This is a genomic window from Lentibacillus kimchii (assembly GCF_055381965.1).
On record NZ_AP043934.1, the window covers coordinates 980,654 to 1,002,339 of the forward strand.

A 21,686-nucleotide genomic window follows, 5' to 3' on the forward strand; every position below is an offset into this window, starting at 1 on the left:
TGCTCATCCTGTACGCGCACGACGATAATACAACATTTAAAATGAGGTGACTATATTGGACTTAACAGATATTGGACACGAACTGCAGCACATGCATAAGCGAATTAATGACTTTAGGGGGTCACTTTGACTTAGACGTCAAACGTGAACGCATGAAAGAACTGGAACTGGCCATGGCCGACCCTGAGTTCTGGAATGATCAGAACGAGGCACAAAAACACATTGAAGAAAATAACAATCTGAAACGCTACGTAGAAGGATTTGACTCACTTGAAGAAAAAATTGAGAGTCTTGATGTATCCTATGAGCTGGTTAAAGAAGAGGAAGATCAGGCATTATTTGCTGATCTGGAAAATGACATAGTTGCTTTAAGAAACGAAATGAATGAATTTGAATTGCAGATCCTTCTAAGTGAACCATATGACCAAAATAATGCGATTCTTGAATTGCATCCCGGAGCAGGCGGTACAGAATCACAGGACTGGGTCAGCATTCTTCTTCGTATGTATCAGCGCTGGGCTGAGAAGAAGGGTTTTACAGTTGAGACATTGTATTATCTGCCCGGAGATGAAGCTGGTGTCAAAAGTGTGACATTGTGGATAAAGGGACGTAATGCATACGGTTATTTAAAAGCTGAAAAAGGGATTCACCGGCTTGTTCGCATTTCACCATTTGACTCTTCCGGCAGGCGTCATACATCGTTTGCATCTTGTGAGGTCATGCCTGAAATTGATGATGATGTCGATGTTGAAATCAAAAGTCAGGATATTCACATTGATACGTATCGTGCGAGTGGAGCCGGCGGTCAGCATGTCAACACAACGGATTCGGCGGTCAGAATTACCCATCTGCCCACCAAAACGATTGTGACATGCCAATCAGAACGGTCGCAGATCCAAAACCGTGAACGTGCTATGAAAATGCTTCGCTCTAAGCTGTACCAGCAAGAATTGGAACGGCAGCAGCAGGAAATCGATGAACTGCGCGGTATACAGCGGGAAATCGGTTGGGGCAGCCAAATCCGTTCATATGTCTTTCACCCTTATACGATGGTGAAAGATCATCGTACAAATACAGAAGCAGGTAATGCACAGGGTGTTATTGATGGTGCCCTGGATCCATTTATCGATGCATTTTTACGGGATAGAGTGAGCTGAAAAAGGTCATAAATTTGACAGATTTTACTAACCCCTTCAGGTGCGTGCGTTCCAGGATAAATACTCCTGAGAATAGCGGATTGCACGGTATTAATTTTTGTGATTAAGGTTATACTATATTTGATAACTTTATCACAATATTTTTTAGGGGGATGACATATGAAAAAATGGTTAATGACAATGCTGTTTGGCGCAGCACTGGTACTTGGTGCCTGTGGCGGCGGCGGTGATGGCGGTAATGAGGAAAGTACCGGCAGTAATGGCGGCGGTAAAGTCGATGCAAATGCTGCCGAGAAGATTTTCGACAGCAACTGTGCAAATTGCCATGGCGCTGATCTTTCCGGCAATGTTGGTCCGGATTTAACATCTGTTGGCTCAGATCATTCCGCAGATGACATTAAGAAAATCATCCATGAAGGTAAAGGCCAAATGCCTCCACAGGATGTGAGTGACGAAGATGCTCAGACCCTTGCTGATTGGCTGGCTCAAAAAAACTAAGCTGATAATACAAAACGTGATCCATTTCATCAAATGGGTCACGTTTTTTGTATTTGGAATTAATAATGTCAATTATCTGCTTCCAGTCCCTTCACTCATCGGCTAAGATACATGCGTAAACAGCAGAATATGTCCCGTTACGCTAAAATGTTACAAAAACAGGTCACTTTGACGCAAAATGAAATGAAAACGTAATCTGATTAAGCCTAAAATTTGTGTTGAAAGATGTTATAATAAATGAAAATTACATACATAGTTTGGGTTTGTGTTACAAACATTGTTATATTTTAAACAAGTTACATAAATTGGAAAATCTGTTATTTGATTGAAACGGATGTCATATTGCGAAACTGTTTTTTATGAAACGAGCTGAAGAAGCTGGTTCCCGGCGACTTTACAGCTAGAATGGCAACATTTTCGATTAAAGGTGATATGCACATGATACATATGCAAGATGTCTATAAAACATATGGAAATGGTGTTACGGCGCTGAATGGCATCAGTACCGCGATTGATAAAGGCGAGTTCATTTATATTGTCGGTCCAAGCGGTGCCGGCAAATCAACCTTTATTAAATTGATTTATCGTGAAGTGAAGCCATCAGCAGGAACGGTCGTTATAAATGATACAGACTTAAGCACTATAAGAAGAAGAGATATTCCGCTACTGCGCCGAGATATTGGCGTTATCTTTCAGGATTTCAAACTGCTGCCTAAACTGACAGTCTATGAAAATATCGCATTTGCACTTGAGGTGATAGAAGAGACACCGCGCCAGATTCGCAACCTTGTTATGGAAGTGCTTAATCTGGTTGGATTGAAGAATAAAGCCAGATTTCTTCCTGCCGAATTGTCAGGAGGCGAGCAGCAGCGGGTATCAATTGCACGTGCTATTGTGAACAAACCTAAGATTGTTATAGCGGATGAGCCGACAGGTAACCTGGACCCGGCAACATCGCGAGGGATCATGCGAATTTTTGAAGAGATAAGTGATCGGGGCACAACGATTATCATGGCCACCCACAACAAAGAAATTGTCAATACGGTTAGAAAACGCGTTATCGCCATCGATGACGGACTGATCGTTCGAGACGAGCAACGAGGTGAATACGGCTATGAAGCTTAAAACACTAAGACGGCATTTCCGGGAAGGCGGCAAGAATCTCTTCCGGAATGGCTGGATGACATTCGCATCAGTAGCAGCCGTTACGACAACCCTGCTTCTGGTTGGTGTCTTCCTTGCATTGATGCTGAATCTGAACCATATGGCCGATGGTCTTGAAAAAGATGTTGAAATTAAAGCATTAATCGATGTTTCTGCGGATGAAACTGATATAGAAGACATCGGTTCAGATATTAAACAAATGAATGGTGCTAAAAGTGTCGGTTTTCTTTCCAAAAAAGACTCGCTTGAGAAACTTTTTGATGACATGGGCAAAGACAGCGACACTTGGGAAATGTTTAAACAGGATAACCCATTAAGCCATGCTTATGTTGTGAAACCGAACAAACCAGAGCAGACAGAATCATTAGCCAAAGATATTAATAAACTTGACCATATTAAGAAAGTTAACTATGGCCAGGATTTCATTCACGAGCTTTTCACATTTAATGATTATGCCCGGAATATTGGTTTGGTTCTGATTGCTGCATTAGTATTTACTGCTGTATTCCTCATATCAAATACTATTAAACTAACGATTATGGCTCGAAGCAACGAAATTGGCATCATGAAGCTTGTCGGTGCTACAAACGGCTTCATTCGCTGGCCCTTTTTCATTGAAGGAGCTCTGCACGGACTATTAGGTTCGATTATACCGATTGCGGTTGTTTTAACTGGTTATTCTTATCTGGAAAACACGATCAGTGATCAAATTACGTATTCGTTTGTCGATATACTGCCATTTGATCCATTTGCCTGGCAGTTATCCATAATCATTCTGCTGATTGGAATGGTAATCGGTGTATGGGGAAGCGGCATGAGCATCCGTAAATTCCTGAAAGTTTAATAGTTTAATTAGAAACGAAAAAAGACATGACACTAGACAATGCTTGAGAGGAGAAACTGAGATGCGCAAATATATCACCTATCCAATGATCGCTTTAATGGTCTTCAGTACAGGTTCGCTGGGAATGCAGACAGTATCAGCTCAGTCAGCATCTGATTTCGATCAAAAAATCGAAACTAAGAAAAGCGATCAGGAGGCAATTGAACAGAAAAAATCAGAACTGACAAACGAAAAACAGAATACAAAAGAAAAGCTTAATGAAAATCAGGAAAAACAGACTGAAGTCAACAGCAAAATTGACGGAATTAACCAGGACTTGTCTGATACACGAGATAAAATTGATGCTAAAGAAGAAAAAATTGCCGCTACAAATGCACAAGTTGACAAACTTAGCGGCCAGGTTAATGATTTAAATAAACAGGTTGCTCAATTGAAAGATGACATTAAAGAGCTGAAGGATCGTATTAAAAAACGGGAGAAGCTGTTGAAAGACCGCCTCCGTTCAATCCAGTCAAATGGCGGCAGTATGAACTACATAGAGGTTCTGCTTGGATCAAAAAGTTTCAGCGATTTTATCAGCAGAGCTTCAGCTGTCAATACCATAATGGATCAGGATAAAGACATCATGGAGACACATAAACAGGAAAAGCAGGAAGTTGAAGATAAACAGTCCGAAGTGAAACAAAAGAAACAGGAAGCCGAACAAAAGAAACAGGAAGCAGAAGATAAAAAGGCTTCTCTAAAGAACCAAAAACAAGAACTTAAATCCTTGAAGTCACAATTAGATGATCAAGTAGATGAAAAGGAAAGCCAGCTTGATGAGCTTGAAGACAAACAAGAACAATTGGAAGAACACCAAATAAGCCTGAACGACAAAAAGGATATACTGCGTAAACAAAAGGAAGCCAACCAAAAGGCTATTGAACAAGCTAAGCGAAATAAAGAACAAGCAAAGCAAAGAGCCAGACAAGCGGCAACAAAGTCACACAGTAATACCAGTTCAAGCGGCCATTCAAGTTCTGATTCCAGCCATTCAGATAGTGACGCCAGTGGCGATTCAGCCAGTCAGTCCAGTAATGGTAAGTTCAGCAGTCCGGTATCTGCTCGGATAACGTCTGGATATGGCAATCGGGGGGCTGAATTTCATCCTGGAATCGATTATGGTGTAACGCTTGGAACGCCGGTTAAGGCAGCAGCTGCAGGTGTGGTTATCTCCACACACGCTGAGGGTGATGGTACGATGCGAGGCTACGGCAATGCCGTCCTGATATCGCATTCCATTAACGGCCAGTCTTATACAACACTGTATGCTCATATGAGCAGCGTATCCGTATCCTCTGGTCAGTCAATCAGTCGTGGACGGACAGTGGGCGCAAGCGGAAATACAGGTTCGTCAACGGGGCCACATCTGCATTTTGAAGTTCATAAAGGCGGATGGAATGGAGCTAAAAGTAATGCGGTCAACCCATTAAATTATGTTAACTGATTAGTGAGTTGAGCATATTGCATTTTGCGTGTATAAACTCTATTATTGAAGGCATCGCACATAAAGGTGTGATGCCTTTTTAAATAGAACGGACGACGGATCGTTTAAACGGCTGGAATGGTCAAGCTTTCGGTTGAATATGATACATTGGGGTGACTATATGAGACTTCGCAAGCTGCATATGATTCTTATTTTAACTGGCGCATTGGTGCTGGGGGTTGCGGGTGGATTTTTAGGTGTTGAACTGGGGCAGTCTGACGATACGCCAAAACAGGAAGACACGGCTGATTCAACTGATGCCGATTTAAGTGTTGAAAATAGCCCCACATCACCAGACAACATGCAAAAAGTAACGGAAGCCTACAATTTAATCAAAGACAATTATCTGGAAGATGTTACGAATGATCAGTTAATTGAAGGTGCTATTAAGGGCATGGTGACATCTTTGGATGACCCATACAGTTCTTATATGGATTCGGAATCAATGGAACAATTTAGCCAAACAATTGAATCATCATTTGAAGGCATTGGCGCGAAAGTCAGCATGAAGAACGGAAAAGTGACCATTGTTTCACCGATTAAAGATTCCCCTGCTGAAGACGCAGGACTCAGACCCAATGATCAGATTTTAAGCGTGGATGGTGAGAGTGTTTCGGATTCAAGTTTGCATGAGGCCGTTCAGAAAATTCGTGGTGAAAAAGGAAGCGAAGTTAGTGTTGAAATCCAGCGTTCCGGTGTTTCTGAACCATTTGATGTAGATGTCGTACGTGATGATATCCCTGTGGAGACCGTTCATTCTAACATGCAAAAGGTTAACGGCAAAAAAACAGGTACACTTGAAATCAGCTCATTTGCCCAAAAGACAGGTGATGAGTTCAAAAAGAAGTTAGCATCACTCGAGGATAACAACATTGAGGGGCTGGTTATCGATGTTCGTGGCAATCCTGGTGGCGTTTTAACTGCTGTGGAGGATGTGCTGGGAAACTTTATACCGAAAGATATGCCTGACTACCAGATTGAAAATCGGAATGGTGAGACTGAGAAATTCTATTCCTCATTGGATGAGAAAAAGCCATATCCAATCAGTGTCCTGATTAACGAAGGAAGTGCATCAGCTTCTGAAATTTTGGCTGTGGCTATGAAGGAAGCCGGCTATGATGTTGTTGGTACAACAAGTTTTGGCAAGGGAACGGTCCAGAGAGCTGTTCCTGTTGGAGACGATGGCAGCAGAGTTAAATTAACGTTAAACAAATGGCTCTCTCCTGAAGGAAAATGGATTCATGAAAAAGGCGTGGAACCGACTGTGAAAGAAGAGCAGCCTGATTATTACTTTACGAATCCTGTCCAGGTTGAAGACAAAATGCTTGCGTATGACCAGACAGGTGACAATATAGGAAACGTGCAGGAGATGCTGTCAGGTTTGGACTATGATCCAGGTCGCACGGATGGTTATTTCAGCCGTGAAACCGAAACAGCGGTTGAGAATTTCCAGGCTGATCATGACCTTGATGCAACTGGCAAAGTTGATGAACAGACAGCCGGCTCAGTTGAATCAGCTATTGTTGATCAGATTCGCGACGGCAAAGATGATAAGCAACTGGCCAAAGCATTGCATGTTTTGTATAAACAGAAATGATCCGCGGGTACACTGCGGATCCATTTTCACAACCGGCAGGAATCGGCTGGCCTAACAGCGAATATATGGACTGAGCTAATTAATAGAGGCAGACAGAAGGGTGATCATCGTGACAGAGAGCTGGTTTATAGAACTGTTAAAAGGAGTGGGACGCTTCTTTTTAAACCCCGTATTATACTGGGCTGTGATTCTCGTTATCCTGACCGGTTATAAACGAATCAAACAAGAACGGCTATCATTTGGTTTTAAGGTATTTGATCTATTTTCAGAGTGGCGAAGAACATGGCCAGTGTCTGTTATTTTCGGACTTATCATATCTGCCGTCACGATTGGCGCGGGGATGGTTTTTTCGCTTGAAACCATTTTGCTGCTGGCCATTGTCACTATTGTCCTTAGTCTGTCGTTACGTCTAACGATGCTGTCACCAGTTTATACGATTGGAATCACGTTTCTGCTTGTTTTAGTTATGCCGCTGGTACTGCAGAATCAGTCACTGATTAATCCAGAATTATTTGAGGCAGTTGATCTGGAAGGGCTTGCTTTATTATCAGGCATTCTTCTGGCAGCTGAAGCCTTTTTGCTGCGCCGGCAGACACGGCGTCATACATTTCCGGCTCTGGAGTTAAGCCGGCGCGGCAATTGGATGGGTGTGCATCATCTTAAAAAAATGGCACTGATTCCGTTTTTCGTTCTGATTCCAACTGGGTCTATACCCGAAATGGCTTCCTTCTGGCCGTATTTTTCAATAAACAATGAAACATACAGCCTCGTATTAATACCGTTTTTACTCGGATGTGATCACGTTGTCAGAAGCGAATTACCGGAGAAGGCCGCGGCCAATGCAGCGAAATGGACGTACATGCTGAGTTTGTTTGTGCTTCTTCTGGCCCTCGGTGGTATTTATGCTGGCTGGCTGTCACTGGTGGCGGTTGCAGCAGGGATAATTGGCCGGGAACTCATTCATTACAGGCATCGCGTGACAGATCAGGTAAAGACGCCATATTTTCAACGCCATGAACGCGGTATTCAGGTACTGGCGGTCATTCCTGGCACACCAGCCGATCGATTAGGTGTTACGGTCGGCGAGGTGATTACGAAGGTGAATGGCAAATCCATTGACACTATTGAGGCATTTTATTATGCACTGCAGGATAGTGGCGCATTCTTCAAGCTGACCGTGGTTGATGATAACGGTGAAGTGCGATTTGTGCAAAGTGCCCTGTATGAAGAAGACCATCATGAATTAGGGATTATCACGGTTGATAAACCCTATCACAACAATAAATCGGCCTGATAAAGACCAGCTAAGCAGCAAGGTTCAAAACATACCTTGCTGCTTATTTTTGTTTCCGGCATATAGCTGCTCAGCACTTTGAAGCCTTTGTGGATGATTTATACCCAATGTTTCGGGTAAAATGGAATTGGCTTAGGTTCAGTAATGAAACGAATATTTGTTCGCATGACCATTAAAATGTGAGTTTAATTATGTTAGAATAGATGCAATGAAGGAACGGAGGTCTTTCGGTTTGGAAAATCAATTTCAGTTAGAAGCGAATTATGAGCCGCGCGGAGACCAGCCTGAAGCGATTAACGAGATTGTTGAAAAAGTGAAGTCCGGCCAGAGGCATCAGACACTCCTTGGTGCTACTGGCACAGGCAAAACTTTTACAGTATCCAATGCCATAGCAGAGATTAATCGGCCAACATTGGTTATTGCTCATAACAAGACACTCGCGGGTCAGCTGTATAGCGAGTTTAAAGAATTTTTTCCGAATAACGCCGTTGAGTACTTTGTGAGCTATTATGATTACTATCAGCCGGAAGCATATGTCCCATCGACTGATACATTTATTGAAAAGGACGCCAGTATTAATGATGAGATTGATAAACTGCGGCATTCAGCAACATCAGCATTGATTGAACGACGTGATGTTCTGATTGTTTCAAGTGTCTCATGTATCTATGGTCTCGGGTCACCGGACGAATATAAAAGCCAGGTTTTGTCACTGAGAATGGGAATGGAAAAAGATCGTGACCAGCTTTTACGGGACTTTGTGGATATTCAGTATGCCCGTAACGATATTGATTTTCAGCGCGGAACATTCCGTGTGCGCGGGGATTCAGTTGAAGTGATCCCGGCCTCGCGTGATGAACACTGTATTCGGATTGAATTTTTTGGTGATGAAATTGATCGGATCCGGGAAGTGGACGCGTTAACCGGTGAAATCGTCGGCGATCGTGAACATGTCGCCATTTATCCGGCTTCCCACTTTGTGACCCGTGATGAAAAGCTGAAAGTAGCGATTGAAAATATTAAAAAAGAATTGAAAGAACAACTCGCGGCATTGCGTGAACAGGATAAACTGCTGGAAGCCCAGCGCCTGGAGCAGCGTACGAATTATGATATCGAAATGATGCAGGAAATGGGCTTTTGTTCTGGTATCGAAAACTATTCGGCTCATCTGACATTCCGTGAACCCGGCGCAACACCCTATACACTGCTGGATTTCTTTCCGGATGACTTTTTGTGTGTTGTTGATGAGTCACACGCCACCCTGCCGCAAATCAGAGGTATGTACAATGGCGACAGAGCACGTAAACAAGTATTGGTTGATCACGGTTTTCGTCTGCCGTCCGCACTCGACAACCGCCCCCTCAAGTTTGGGGAATTTGAAAAAGTCACCAATCAGCTGATTTATGTTTCGGCAACACCCGGTCCATACGAAAAAGAGCATGCGCCGGATGTAACCGAACAGATTATCCGGCCTACGGGATTACTTGATCCCGAGATTCATGTCCGGCCGATTGACGGGCAGGTGGATGATTTGATTGCGGAAATTAAAGACCGGTCGCAGCGCAATGAACGCGTGCTCGTGACAACTTTGACAAAAAGGATGTCTGAGGATTTAACGGACTATTTGAAGGAAATCGGCATTAAAGTTGCCTATTTGCATTCAGAGGTAAAAACCTTGGAGCGTCTTGAAACCATAAGGAATTTACGCATGGGCAAGTATGATGTGCTCGTAGGGATTAACCTGCTCCGTGAAGGACTGGATATTCCGGAAGTATCCCTTGTGGCTATTCTCGATGCCGATAAAGAAGGTTTTCTCAGATCTGAACGTTCCCTTATTCAGACCATGGGGCGTGCTGCCAGAAATGAGCATGGTGAAGTCGTCATGTATGGTGATAAGGTGACGAATTCGATGCAGACTGCGATTGAGGAAACAAACCGTCGCCGTGAAAAACAAATGGCTTATAACGAACGGCATAACATTACGCCAACAACGATTCAAAAAGAAGTGCGTGATGTCATTCAGGCAACGACAGAAGCTGAAGATGATGAAAAAGAAGAAGGCAGAAGCAAACCAAATGTTAAAGAGATGACGAAAGATGAAAAAGAGAAAGTGATTGAGAACATGGATAAAGAAATGAAAGAAGCGGCTAAAGCGCTTGATTTTGAAAAAGCCGCTGAACTGCGCGATATTATGCTTGAATTGAAAGCAGAAGGTGCCTAATCGCTGCTGAGAGATGGTTCCAGCAGCCGTTTCTGAATAATTCATGACCAAGCAAAGTGGAGGGATGACCTGTTCATGTCTAGTAAATCGATTACCGTTCAAGGCGCTCGTGCTCATAATTTAAAAAATATTAATGTGTCGATTCCCAAAGGTCAATTTGTCGTGTTTACCGGTTTATCCGGTTCAGGCAAATCATCACTTGCTTTTGATACAGTATATGCGGAAGGACAGCGCCGCTATGTCGAGTCGCTGTCTGCTTATGCCCGCCAGTTTTTAGGGCAAATGGACAAGCCCGATGTTGATGCAATTGAAGGCTTGTCGCCGGCTATTTCGATCAATCAGAAAACAACCAGCAACAACCCCCGTTCAACTGTCGGGACAGTGACGGAGATTTATGATTATCTGCGTCTGTTATTTGCGCGGATCGGCCGTCCAACTTGTCCCATACACGGTGTTGAGATCACGTCCCAGACCGTTCAGCAAATGGTTGATCGTTTGCTGGAGTACCCTGAACGAACCAAGATGCAAATTCTGGCGCCCGTTGTTTCCGGACGTAAAGGCGAACATACCAAAACAATCGAAAAGCTGAAACGCGAAGGATATGTTCGGATCCGGGTCGATCAGGAAATGCGGGAAGTGACAGATGATATTCAGCTGGAAAAAAATAAAGATCATTCCATTGAAGTCGTTGTTGATCGCATCGTTGTCAAAGATGGCGCAGCCGGCCGTATAAGTGATTCGATCGAAACGGCACTCGGACTCGGTGACGGGAATATCATTGTCGATGTCATCGATGATCAGGAGCTGGTGTTCAGCGAAAACCATGCCTGCCCAATTTGTGGCTATTCAATCGGCGAACTGGAACCCCGGCTTTTTTCCTTCAACAGTCCATATGGTGCCTGTCCAACCTGTGATGGACTGGGGACCAAATTTGAAGTTGACCTGGAACTTGTTATACCGGATTGGAATCAGAGTCTAAACGATCATGCCATTGCAGCCTGGGAGCCCATCAGTTCTCAGTATTATCCACAGCTTTTGAAGAGTGTTTGTGATCATTACAACATTGACATGACGATACCGGTTAAAGACATCCCCAAAAAACAAATGAACAAAATTTTGTATGGAAGCGGCAAGGAAAAAATTCAATTCCGGTTTCAGAATGACTTTGGCACGATTCGTGATAATGCGATTTATTTTGAAGGTGTTGTGGCTAATATTGCCCGGCGTTATGAGGAAACATCATCTGAATTCACCAGGGAACTGCTGGGTAAATACATGTCGCAGAATGATTGCCCGACCTGCCATGGGCATCGTCTTAAAGAAGAAGCGCTTGCCGTTTTAGTAAACGGCAAGCATATTGGTGAGGTTACGGATTACGCGATAACTGAAGCTAAACAGTTCTTTATGAGCCTTGAGCTGACGGAGAAGGAAGAAACGATTGCCCAGATGATCCTAAAGGAAATAGCTGATCGGCTTGAATTTATGAATAATGTCGGACTTGATTATCTGACCCTGTCACGCCGAGCGGGAACACTATCTGGCGGCGAAGCACAACGGATACGGCTGGCTACCCAGATTGGTTCAGCTCTTACCGGTGTCCTGTATGTACTGGACGAGCCATCGATTGGACTGCATCAGCGTGATAATAACCGTCTGCTCAATACCCTGAAGCAAATGCGTGATCTCGATAACACGCTGGTTGTTGTTGAGCATGATGAAGATACGATGCTGGCGGCTGATCATTTAATTGATATTGGACCGGGAGCAGGTGAACATGGCGGTTATATTGTAGCAAGCGATACACCGGAAAACGTGATGCAAAATAAAGAATCGCTGACCGGTCAATATCTAGCTGGTGAGAAATATGTACCGCTTCCGGCTAAACGACGCAAACCGTCTAAGCAAAAGCAGCTCAAAGTCGTCGGAGCTGAGGAAAACAATCTGAAAAACGTGGATGTTTCTTTCCCAATCGGTATCATGACAGCTGTGACAGGTGTTTCAGGGTCTGGGAAGAGTACGCTGGTTAATGACGTTTTATATAAATCCTTGTCCAGACAGCTGTATCGTGCCAAGTTTAAACCGGGAAAACACCAGCGTATAAATGGAACAAAGCAAGTTGAAAAAGTGATCAATATCGATCAATCACCCATCGGCCGAACACCAAGATCAAATCCGGCTACTTATATCGGGGTGTTCGATGATATTCGTGACGTGTTTGCAGAAACGAACGAAGCTAAAATCCGCGGTTATAAAAAAGGGCGCTTTAGTTTTAATGTGAAGGGCGGCCGCTGTGAGGCATGTCATGGGGATGGAATTATTAAAATCGAGATGCACTTTTTACCGGATGTGTTTGTTGCCTGTGAAGTGTGCCATGGCAAGCGTTATAACCGGGAAACGCTCGAAGTGGCCTATAAAGGGAAAAATATTGCTGACGTGTTGGACATGACCATTGAAGAGGGTCTGGAATTCTTTGGGAACCTCCCGAAAATTAAGCGAAAACTGCAGACGATTTCTGATGTGGGGCTTGGTTATATTAAACTGGGCCAGCAGGCTACAACATTGTCAGGCGGCGAGGCGCAACGGGTTAAACTCGCCAGTGAACTGCATCGCCGTTCCAATGGTAAATCGTTTTATATCTTAGATGAACCAACAACGGGTTTGCATACTGATGATGTCAGACGTCTCTTGGATGTGCTGCAGCGGCTTGTTGACAATGGCGACTCTGTTTTAATTATTGAACACGATCTGGATGTTATTAAAACGGCTGATCATATCATTGATTTGGGACCTGAAGGCGGCGATGGCGGAGGCTACGTCATTGCAACGGGTTCGCCGGAAGAAGTGGCGGAACAACAGGAGCAATCCTATACAGGCTATTACTTAAAACCCGTCCTGGAACGTGATCGCGAACGGATGGAGCGGGATATGAAGCGGCGTGAAGAAATCGAGTTAACCTAAGGTGTTTTGGCTCCGCTGCTCCCGCGATCTGAAGCGATAGGCTTATTTAATGGCAGGGCAATCCGCAAAAGAGCGCATTGCCCCTTGGAGATGTTACGATAGTCCCATGCGCGGGTACAGATTTGGAATCGTCCGTATGCGAAGCCACGTACTCGGGTTTTATGCCGTTCTGATACCTTGGAAATATGTTAGGAGGACTTGTAATGAAGCCGATTGAACAGGAACAGGTACAGCAGCAATTGAATGATTTGATCAATAAAGATGTCTACATCCATCTGGAAACAACGAATGGAGCTTATGCGAGTCATTTTGATGGCCAGGCTCATAATGTCGGTGCTTATATACGCAATGCGGCAATTAACTTTTCTCAAGCTAAACTGGTAAGAGATGGAGCAGGCTACCGGGCCGGACTCAAGACACAGCTTGGCTGGGTTTATGCTGAAGGACTGACAGACTGGACCATCCATAATGATAATGAGCTGCTTCTTGCGGGGCACGATCAGGATGGCAAGCTGATGGTAGCATTGCATGTTAGTGAGACACCGCTGGGGCAATAAACTGATTTGATCTGCATATACTATTAAGGATTGGGTGATGAAAATGGAAACGCATGTTGTAGTTATATATCCGCATCCAGACGATGAATCATTTGGTGCGGCAGGCACGATCGCGCAATTCCGAAATCAGGGTGTGCCAGTTACTTATTTGTGCGGCACCTTGGGAGAAATGGGACGGAATATGGGATCACCTATATTTGCCAATCGGGAAACACTCCCGGAAATCCGCCGGGAGGAACTCGTTAATGCGTGTGAGAAGTTAGATGTTGACCTTCATATGCTTGGCTACCGTGATAAAATGGTGGAATTTGAAGATAAACGCAACGTCGCTGATCACCTGAAAGGCTACCTCGAGGAGATACAGCCGAGTCTGGTTATGACACATTATCCGGGCTATGCTGTCCATCCTGATCATAATGCCATGGGTGCTGCGGCCATTGAAGCGGTTCGTTTGATGGATCCTGATAAACGGCCGACCGTCTGGGCACAAGCGATTAACCAGCAGGAACTTGGCAAGCCGGATATTTCAAATGATGTGCTGCCTGTGCTGGAGCAGAAGAAAGAAGCGATTTTTGCCCATCAGTCACAGGCTAAGGGAATTCTTGGTCAATTTCACGGCGGTTCAGACACGTCTGCAGAATTAGGCGAAAAAGCTAAACGGCACTTGGGTCAGGAACAATTTTATATCTGGCATTTTTCGGACTAATGGATTTTAACAGGAGAGCGTGACATGCGAAAGTGGCCGCATCAGTTTGCTGTGATTGCTTTCGCAAGTGGCGTCTTCCTTGATGCTTATATTATTAGTGTTGTTATCATGCTGAAGAGCGGGAGGTGCATGAATGCTGCTGCGAGCAGTCCTATCGATTATTTTGAATGCTGTTGCCCTTATTGTGACAGCTCAGCTGTTCAGTTCATTTCACCTTGAAGGTTTTGGTACAGCTGTATTGGCCAGTATTATCATTGGTATTCTCAATCTGATTGTACGACCGATTTTAGTGGTTTTGACGCTTCCGGTGACAGTGGTGACCCTTGGTTTATTTTTATTTGTGATTAATGCTGTCAGCCTGATGGTGGCACAGGCCATTATGGATGAATCATTCATCATTGAAGGGTTTGGTATTGCTGTTATAGCTGCGGTGATCATTTCTGTCCTGAATCTTCTGCTGAATAAGCTTATCAGGGATCCCATGACGTAACCGCTCTTATCGCAGGTGAGCCACCTGCGATTTTTTGAATGTTAAGCCGGCTGGTATATTCGCTGGGAAAAAAATATGCTACAATATAAATCAGTATTTACGGGATAAATGGAGGCTTACAAGATGGCGAAAGTCCGCACACAAGATCTGCTGGAAAATTTTAATTTGACTTTAGTCGCCGGAGAAGATGGCGTCCATCGGGAAATTATGTCCAGCGATATCCATCGGCCGGGGATTGAGATGACTGGTTTTTTTAACTATTATCCGCGGGAACGTCTGCAATTAATTGGCAAAACGGAGATGTCCTATTTTCTTGATCTGCCGGCAGACGCACAGAAGGATCGCATGGAACAGCTTTGTACCGATATCACCCCTGTCATCGTTATCTCGAGAGATATGGCTATTCCAGAGGTTATTCTGGAGACGGCGAATAAATCAGGGGTCCCGATATTACACTCACCACGCAAAACGACGCGGGTTATCAGCCGTCTGACCAATTATCTGGAAGCTAAATTTGCCCCGTTCACTGCTATTCACGGCGTGTTAGTAGATATCTATGGTGTGGGTGTGCTTTTGACTGGCCAGAGTGGGGTCGGTAAAAGTGAGTCAGCACTTGAGCTGGTCAAACGGGGGCATCGACTCGTGGCAGATGACAGCGTTGAAATCCGGCAGGAAGATTATGAAGCGCTGATTGGTAACTCGCCGCCTTTGATTGAGCATTTACTGGAGATCCGCGGACTTGGCATCATTGACGTTATGACGTTGTTCGGCGCAGGATCTGTCAGAAGCTATAAACGTATATCGATGATTATCGATCTGGAATTGTGGGATGAAACAAAACAGTATGATCGCCTTGGGCTTGATGAAGATACAACGAAAATTATGGATGTTAATGTGCCGAAAGCAACGATCCCGGTCCGACCGGGGCGTAACCTTGCCGTAATTGTTGAAGTTGCTGCTATGAACTTCCGACTAAAACGTATGGGTGTTAATGCGGCTGAGAAATTTTCTGAGCGATTAACAGATATGATAGACCAGGGGCATGATATGGAGTAGGAGTGGTTAATGTGCAGTGCAATGCACCGGCATTAGATCCGGTATTTTTCGAGTTAGGGCCGCTGACAATTCAGTGGTACGGTGTGATAATTGCATTTGGCGCCTTTTTGGGGCTTTATTTGGCAACGAAGGAATCTGACCGGCTGGGCATGCCAAAAGATTTAATGGTCGATTTACTGCTGTTTGCTTTGCCTGTTGCGATTATCTTTGCACGGATGTATTACGTGATTTTTGAATGGGATCGTTATGCAGGTGGTCCATGGTGGAATGTTTTTGCAGTCTGGGAAGGCGGCATTGCCATTCATGGCGCGTTAATTGGTGCGGTTCTGACGGCGATTATCTTTGCGCGTGTGAAAAAGGTCTCTTTCTGGCAGCTGGCAGATATCACAGCACCCAGTCTGATTTTGGGACAGGCTATCGGACGCTGGGGCAATTTTATGAATCAGGAAGCTCATGGCGGCCCGATCAGTGAGGAAACGTTTAATAATTTCCATACATATTTACCCGATTTCATTATGAACCAAATGTGCATTGATGGTGTTATGTATCATCCAACCTTTTTATATGAGTCATTCTGGGATATTTTGGTTCTCATCCTTCTGCTCGTATTGCGCCGCAAGAATCCACTGCGCGGTGAAATCTTTGTGAGTTATTTGATTGCCTATTCGGCTGGCCGTTTTGTGATTGAAGGGATGCGGACAGACAGCTTATATGTTCCCGATACCAATATTCGAATGGCACAGCTTATCTCGGTTATTATCATCTTAGGCCTGCTTGCTATCATGTGGTATCGCCGTAAATCTGGTATGGCTGATAGACATTACAATGGGGAAAAGGTGAAAAAGAAGAAGTCGTAGAATGAGGGGAGGCAGATCATTGACGGGTATTTTTAGCCGGGGGCTGCAGCGGGGACTGCACCTGACATGGACGTTGGGCAAAGTTATTTTTCCAATCACACTGATTGTAACTATTTTGCAGTACACCCCTGTACTGGACTGGGTCGTGGAGCAGATTAGTCCTCTCATGCGACTGCTTGGACTGTCCGGTGAAGCCGCCGTGCCGCTTGTGCTGGGAAATGCCCTGAATCTGTATGCCGGCATTGGCGCGATCGTCTCGTTCGATTTCTCGATTAAAGAAGTATTTATTCTGGCGGTTATGATGTCGTTTTCCCATAATTTATTTATTGAATCAACAGTTGCCTCTAAGGCAGGTGTGAGCTGGTGGCTGATTTTGGGCATTCGTCTTTCGCTTTCTTTGGTCGCAGCGATCATGATTAATCTTCTCTGGACGGGTGGAAGTGAGCCAGCCCAGTACGGACTTATCTCATCATCTGATGCAGCACCCGATGGATCGGCTGATGTTTTGCTCCACGGACTGCAGACAGCCTTCACGGCCATACTTCAGTTAGCGCTGATTGTACTGGTTTTAATGGTCGTGATGCAGTTTTTCCGGGAAAAAGGCTGGCTTACGCTCATTTCTGACAAATTGGCCCCTTTTACCAGGGTGCTTGGCATGGGACAAAATACAACGATGACGCTGGTTGCTGGTCTGACATTAGGCCTGGCTTATGGGGCGGGCTTAATGATTCAGGCTGTCGAAGAAGATGGTGTCTCCAAACATGATATGTATTTGGCACTGATTTTTCTTGTTGCCTGTCATGCTGTTGTGGAAGACACTGTTATATTCATTCCGCTGGGGATTCCGGTATGGCCACTGCTGCTGATCCGTCTGGTCACCGCTGTTGTATTAACAATAACAGTTGCAGCAATCTGGAAACGTGTGGCTCATCGAAAAGGCCGCAAGTCAACCTATAGTCAGTCTAATCTTCCACTTTGATGACGGTCGCATGCACGGCTTAATAGCGATTGATTAATTTGTTGTTCAAGCAGCTTTAATAGAACAGAAGACCAGGAGTGTCGCTGATGCGTCAAACAAAACGGTATCGTGTGAACAAAGACAATTCACTGTGGCATATTTATCAAACGGTTTCATTCTGGAAAGTCGTGAAGAATGTTTGTATTATCCAATTGGGCCGGTATATGCCTCTTTTAAGTGTGAAAAACTGGCTGTATCGCACCTTTTTGCGTATGAAGGTGGGGAAGACGACAGCATTTGCCCTGATGGTCATGCCCGATACGATGTTTCCGGAACAGATAAAAGTTGGTTCCAATTGTGTTATTGGTTATAATACAACGATACTGGCTCATGAATACTTAATTAAAGAGTACCGGATTGGCCCTGTTGTCATCGGTGATGAGGTGATGGTCGGCGCCAATACGACGGTTCTGCCCGGCGTAACGATTGGCAATGGGGCGATAATATCCGCAGCCACGCTGGTCAATAAAGATGTACCTCCGGGTGTTTTCGCGGGGGGGAATCCTATGCAGATCATTTACACGAAAGAAGAATTGACAGAGCGGCAGGAAGATGATGAATAATGACATGAGGCTGACAGATAATAAAAAGCCATTCCTGGTTCGGAGGACAATTTATTTAAATTAAGGTGCTTTTCGTATACAATAGTCGTAAAGTCGTTTAATGGGGGAAACTGATGGAATACGAAAATTTAACGTTGCACACGGATAAGTATCAGATTAATATGATGTATGCGCACTGGAAAAATAACTCGCATAACCGCGAAGCGATTTTTGATGCGTATATTCGAAACAATCCATTCCATAACGGCTATACTGTGTTTGCCGGGCTGGAGCGGGTTGTTCATTATATTAATAACCTGACGTTTACTGAAGAAGATATTGATTTTCTGAGACAGCAGGAAGAAAATTATGAAGAAGGTTTTCTGGATGAATTAAGACAGCTTTCTTTCACCGGCACCATTTACGCTATGCATGAAGGTGAAATTGTTTTTCCGGATGAACCCCTTATCCGGGTGCAGGCACGCATTTTTGAAGCGCAATTGATCGAGACAGCTATTCTTAATATGATGAACTATCAGAGTCTGATTGCCACGAAGGCAAGCCGCATCAAACAGGTTGTTGATGATGATACGCTGATTGAATTTGGAACACGAAGGGCACAGGAAGCTGATGCTTCTATCTGGGGCGCCCGTGCTGCCTATATTGCGGGCTTTCACGCAACATCAAATATGCGTGCTGGTAAGCTGTTTGGCATTCCGACACAGGGGACCAATGCGCATTCCTGGATTCAGGACCACGATACAGAAGAAGAAGCCTTCATGAACTTTGCCAGGGCTCTGCCTGATCAGACGGTCCTGCTGGTTGATACATATGATACGCTGCAATCCGGGATTCCTAATGCTATAAAGATCGGAAAGCAACTGGAAGAATATGGCAAGAAGTTAAAGGCTGTCCGTCTTGATAGCGGGGATTTGGCCCGTTTGTCAATTGAAGGCCGGCGAATGCTTGATGAAGCAGGCATGGAAGATGTTCAGATTATGGCTTCCAATGATCTTGATGAAGAAGTTATTATGCATCTGAAATTACAGGGAGCCAAAATTACAGCCTGGGGTATTGGAACAAAATTGATTACCGGTGCCAGGAGTCCATCACTTGGCGGTGTGTACAAACTTGTTGCCAGAGAGAAGGACAATGCACTTGTGCCGGTGATTAAGCTGTCTGATGATTTGGCAAAGATATCAACTCCCGGCTCGAAAAAGGTTTACAGAATCATCAATCGCAAGACACAAAAGTCGGAAGGCGACTATGTTGCGCTGGATCATGAAGTGGTCAATGATAAACCGCTGAAGATGTTTGATCCGATATTCCCGCAAAAGTTTAAATATGTGGATGACTATGATGCTGTTGATCTTCTGCAGCCAATCTTTGTGGACGGGAAACAAGTTTATCAGCTGCCGTCGCTCGAAGATATACACAGCTATCATGAGCAACAGCTTGCGTTTATATGGGAAGAAACTTTAAGATTGCTTAATCCGCAAACGTATTATGTTGATTTGAGCTATGAATTATGGAAAATGAAGCAGGATATTATTGAGAAAAATTCGCTGGAGTAAGCGATAATATGTCCTTTCCAGGGTGATGGATCGCTTGAATATGAGGAGGCTGTTATAGGAGGTATCATATGGACATTCCCACAGGCATTGTTCCAGCTGTCCGGCAAATGAAGGATTTTGAAAAGGCTTTGGGGTCTGAAGCGAATACGATCTTTTTTCTGGAAACGCGTCTTGCGCAATTAAAAAGTTTAATTAACTATTCAAAACGAGAGGGCAAACAGGTATTACTTCATTTTGATTTAATTCAGGGCTTAAAAGCTGATGAGTATGGGATGGAGTTTTTAATCCGTGAGATTAAGCCGGACGGAATAATTTCAACCCGGGGTAATATTATTAAGCTTGCTAAAAAGCATGAGCTGCTGGCCATTCAGCGTATGTTTTTGCTGGATAGTATGGCATTAGACCATAATCTAGAATTAATTGACCGTTTTAAACCGGATTGTGTCGAATTGCTGCCTGGTCTCATCCCTGATATTATTCAGCATATTAATGAGAAAACCGGCGTACCAGTGATCGCTGGAGGGCTTATCCGGGATCAAAATGAAGTTTCTTCAGCACTGAATGCCGGCGCAATTGCTGTGTCGACGTCCAACACAGAATTATGGCGTTCCCACTAAGAATGGTTATTGACAGCGTTTGCATAAGTCATTATAATAATAGTTAACAAGTTAATTTGTGATGGAGATTTGGAGATCCGCGTTGCAAGTGTACTTTAAGAAAAGTACATGATTGTTTTGCGGATTTTTTTGTGTCGAATAATGGCTGGACAATAACTGGGGGTGTTAGGATGTCTGAGTTTTTAGCGGAGTTACTTGGTACGATGATCCTGGTGATTTTAGGAGGCGGCGTTGTTGGCGGTGTTCTTCTGAAAAATTCAAAGGCTGAGGGGACAGGCTGGGTCCTGATTACCATAGGCTGGGGACTGGGTGTTACAATGGGTGTATATGCGGCTGGACTGGTGACAGATGCTCATATCAATCCTGCCGTTACCATCGGATTTGCTGCAGCCGGCCAATTTCCCTGGGAAAAAGTGCCAATGTATATCGGCGCTCAGTTAATCGGCGCTTTTATTGGTGCCGTGATTGTATTCTTTAACTATTTGCCGCATTGGCGGGAAACGAAGGATAAGATAGCTAAACGGGATGTGTTTTCAACAACGCCGGCTATCCGCAGTCTTCCTTCAAATTTAGTCAGTGAAATGATTGGTACATTTGTTCTTATGCTGGGACTGATGTTCATTGGTGCCAATAATTACTCTGAAGGACTTAATCCATTAGTTGTGGGGCTATTGATTGTTGCCATAGGAATGTCTCTGGGGGGTGCGACAGGTTATGCGATTAACCCGGCTCGTGACCTTGGGCCCAGAATTGCCCATGCATTGCTTCCGATTCCGAATAAAGGAGCATCCGATTGGCGTTATGCCTGGATCCCAGTTGTCGGTCCGATTTTAGGAAGTATCTATGGCGCTTTGTTTTATAAGGTATTGTTTTTAGGTGAATCTTCCATCATGTTTTGGATTTTAACTGTGTTAGTCGCCATTATTTTTATTGGAGCAGCTGTGTCGGAATTAAGAAAAGCGAAAACAGCAACGAGCGAAGTCTAGAAGAAAGTAATGCACATCCATTAAT

General features: G+C 44.3%; 19 protein-coding genes. All 19 read left to right on the top strand.

Going from position 1 to position 21,686, the window contains the following annotated elements:
- The first annotated feature begins 55 nt into the window (after positions 1 to 55).
- The 19 genes from prfB to ACZ444_RS05430 all read left to right on the top strand — a co-directional run bounded on the left by prfB (position 56) and on the right by ACZ444_RS05430 (position 21,661).
- A protein-coding gene (gene prfB / locus ACZ444_RS05340) for a peptide chain release factor 2 (RefSeq protein WP_382360109.1) occupies positions 56 to 1,157 on the top strand; the annotation gives its coding sequence in 2 pieces (ribosomal slippage) (positions 56 to 127 and positions 129 to 1,157; 1,101 coding nt in all).
- A 159-nt stretch (positions 1,158 to 1,316) separates the two neighbouring features.
- A complete protein-coding gene (cccB, locus tag ACZ444_RS05345) occupies positions 1,317 to 1,655 on the top strand; it encodes a cytochrome c551 (protein WP_382360112.1) in 339 nt (112 codons plus the stop codon).
- Between the two features lie 438 nt (positions 1,656 to 2,093).
- A complete protein-coding gene (ftsE, locus tag ACZ444_RS05350) occupies positions 2,094 to 2,780 on the top strand; it encodes a cell division ATP-binding protein FtsE (RefSeq protein WP_382360201.1) in 687 nt (228 codons plus the stop codon).
- Positions 2,770 to 3,663: a permease-like cell division protein FtsX gene (ftsX, locus tag ACZ444_RS05355; protein ID WP_382360115.1), complete on the top strand. Its 894-nt coding sequence runs from the start codon at positions 2,770 to 2,772 to the stop codon at positions 3,661 to 3,663. The genes ftsE and ftsX overlap by 11 nt, the downstream gene beginning before the upstream one ends.
- A gap of 61 nt (positions 3,664 to 3,724) precedes the next feature.
- On the top strand, positions 3,725 to 5,149 hold the full coding sequence (locus tag ACZ444_RS05360) for a murein hydrolase activator EnvC family protein (RefSeq protein WP_382360118.1): 1,425 nt from the start codon (positions 3,725 to 3,727) through the stop codon (positions 5,147 to 5,149).
- Between the two features lie 160 nt (positions 5,150 to 5,309).
- Complete coding sequence (locus tag ACZ444_RS05365; RefSeq protein WP_382360121.1) at positions 5,310 to 6,785, top strand: S41 family peptidase; 1,476 nt, start codon at positions 5,310 to 5,312, stop codon at positions 6,783 to 6,785.
- Positions 6,786 to 6,894: 109 nt separating this feature from the next.
- Positions 6,895 to 8,079 (top strand): PDZ domain-containing protein, encoded by a 1,185-nt coding sequence (locus ACZ444_RS05370; RefSeq protein ID WP_382360123.1) that lies wholly within the window; start codon positions 6,895 to 6,897, stop codon positions 8,077 to 8,079.
- 208 nt (positions 8,080 to 8,287) lie between these two features.
- Complete coding sequence (gene uvrB / locus ACZ444_RS05375) at positions 8,288 to 10,300, top strand: excinuclease ABC subunit UvrB (protein WP_382360126.1); 2,013 nt, start codon at positions 8,288 to 8,290, stop codon at positions 10,298 to 10,300.
- Between the two features lie 75 nt (positions 10,301 to 10,375).
- Positions 10,376 to 13,258 (top strand): excinuclease ABC subunit UvrA, encoded by a 2,883-nt coding sequence (gene uvrA, locus ACZ444_RS05380; protein ID WP_382360129.1) that lies wholly within the window; start codon positions 10,376 to 10,378, stop codon positions 13,256 to 13,258.
- 203 nt (positions 13,259 to 13,461) lie between these two features.
- Complete coding sequence (locus tag ACZ444_RS05385) at positions 13,462 to 13,815, top strand: YojF family protein (RefSeq protein ID WP_382360132.1); 354 nt, start codon at positions 13,462 to 13,464, stop codon at positions 13,813 to 13,815.
- A 43-nt stretch (positions 13,816 to 13,858) separates the two neighbouring features.
- Entirely contained in the window at positions 13,859 to 14,521 is a 663-nt protein-coding gene (bshB2, locus tag ACZ444_RS05390) for a bacillithiol biosynthesis deacetylase BshB2 (protein WP_382360135.1), read from the top strand.
- A 133-nt stretch (positions 14,522 to 14,654) separates the two neighbouring features.
- Positions 14,655 to 15,011 carry a phage holin family protein gene (locus ACZ444_RS05395; protein WP_382360137.1) on the top strand — a complete coding sequence of 119 codons (357 nt, stop codon included), beginning with the start codon at positions 14,655 to 14,657 and terminating at the stop codon, positions 15,009 to 15,011.
- A gap of 123 nt (positions 15,012 to 15,134) precedes the next feature.
- Complete coding sequence (gene hprK / locus ACZ444_RS05400) at positions 15,135 to 16,067, top strand: HPr(Ser) kinase/phosphatase (RefSeq protein ID WP_382360139.1); 933 nt, start codon at positions 15,135 to 15,137, stop codon at positions 16,065 to 16,067.
- A gap of 11 nt (positions 16,068 to 16,078) precedes the next feature.
- Positions 16,079 to 16,924, top strand: coding sequence for a prolipoprotein diacylglyceryl transferase (gene lgt / locus ACZ444_RS05405; RefSeq protein WP_382360142.1), 846 nt, complete (start codon positions 16,079 to 16,081; stop codon positions 16,922 to 16,924).
- A 19-nt stretch (positions 16,925 to 16,943) separates the two neighbouring features.
- On the top strand, positions 16,944 to 17,903 hold the full coding sequence (locus ACZ444_RS05410; protein WP_382360145.1) for a nucleoside recognition domain-containing protein: 960 nt from the start codon (positions 16,944 to 16,946) through the stop codon (positions 17,901 to 17,903).
- Between the two features lie 86 nt (positions 17,904 to 17,989).
- A complete protein-coding gene (locus ACZ444_RS05415; protein WP_382360148.1) occupies positions 17,990 to 18,505 on the top strand; it encodes an acyltransferase in 516 nt (171 codons plus the stop codon).
- 113 nt (positions 18,506 to 18,618) lie between these two features.
- Entirely contained in the window at positions 18,619 to 20,058 is a 1,440-nt protein-coding gene (locus ACZ444_RS05420) for a nicotinate phosphoribosyltransferase (protein ID WP_382360151.1), read from the top strand.
- Positions 20,059 to 20,126: 68 nt separating this feature from the next.
- Entirely contained in the window at positions 20,127 to 20,675 is a 549-nt protein-coding gene (locus ACZ444_RS05425) for a glycerol-3-phosphate responsive antiterminator (protein ID WP_382360154.1), read from the top strand.
- 170 nt (positions 20,676 to 20,845) lie between these two features.
- Positions 20,846 to 21,661: an MIP/aquaporin family protein gene (locus tag ACZ444_RS05430; RefSeq protein WP_382360157.1), complete on the top strand. Its 816-nt coding sequence runs from the start codon at positions 20,846 to 20,848 to the stop codon at positions 21,659 to 21,661.
- The last annotated feature ends 25 nt before the right edge of the window (positions 21,662 to 21,686 follow it).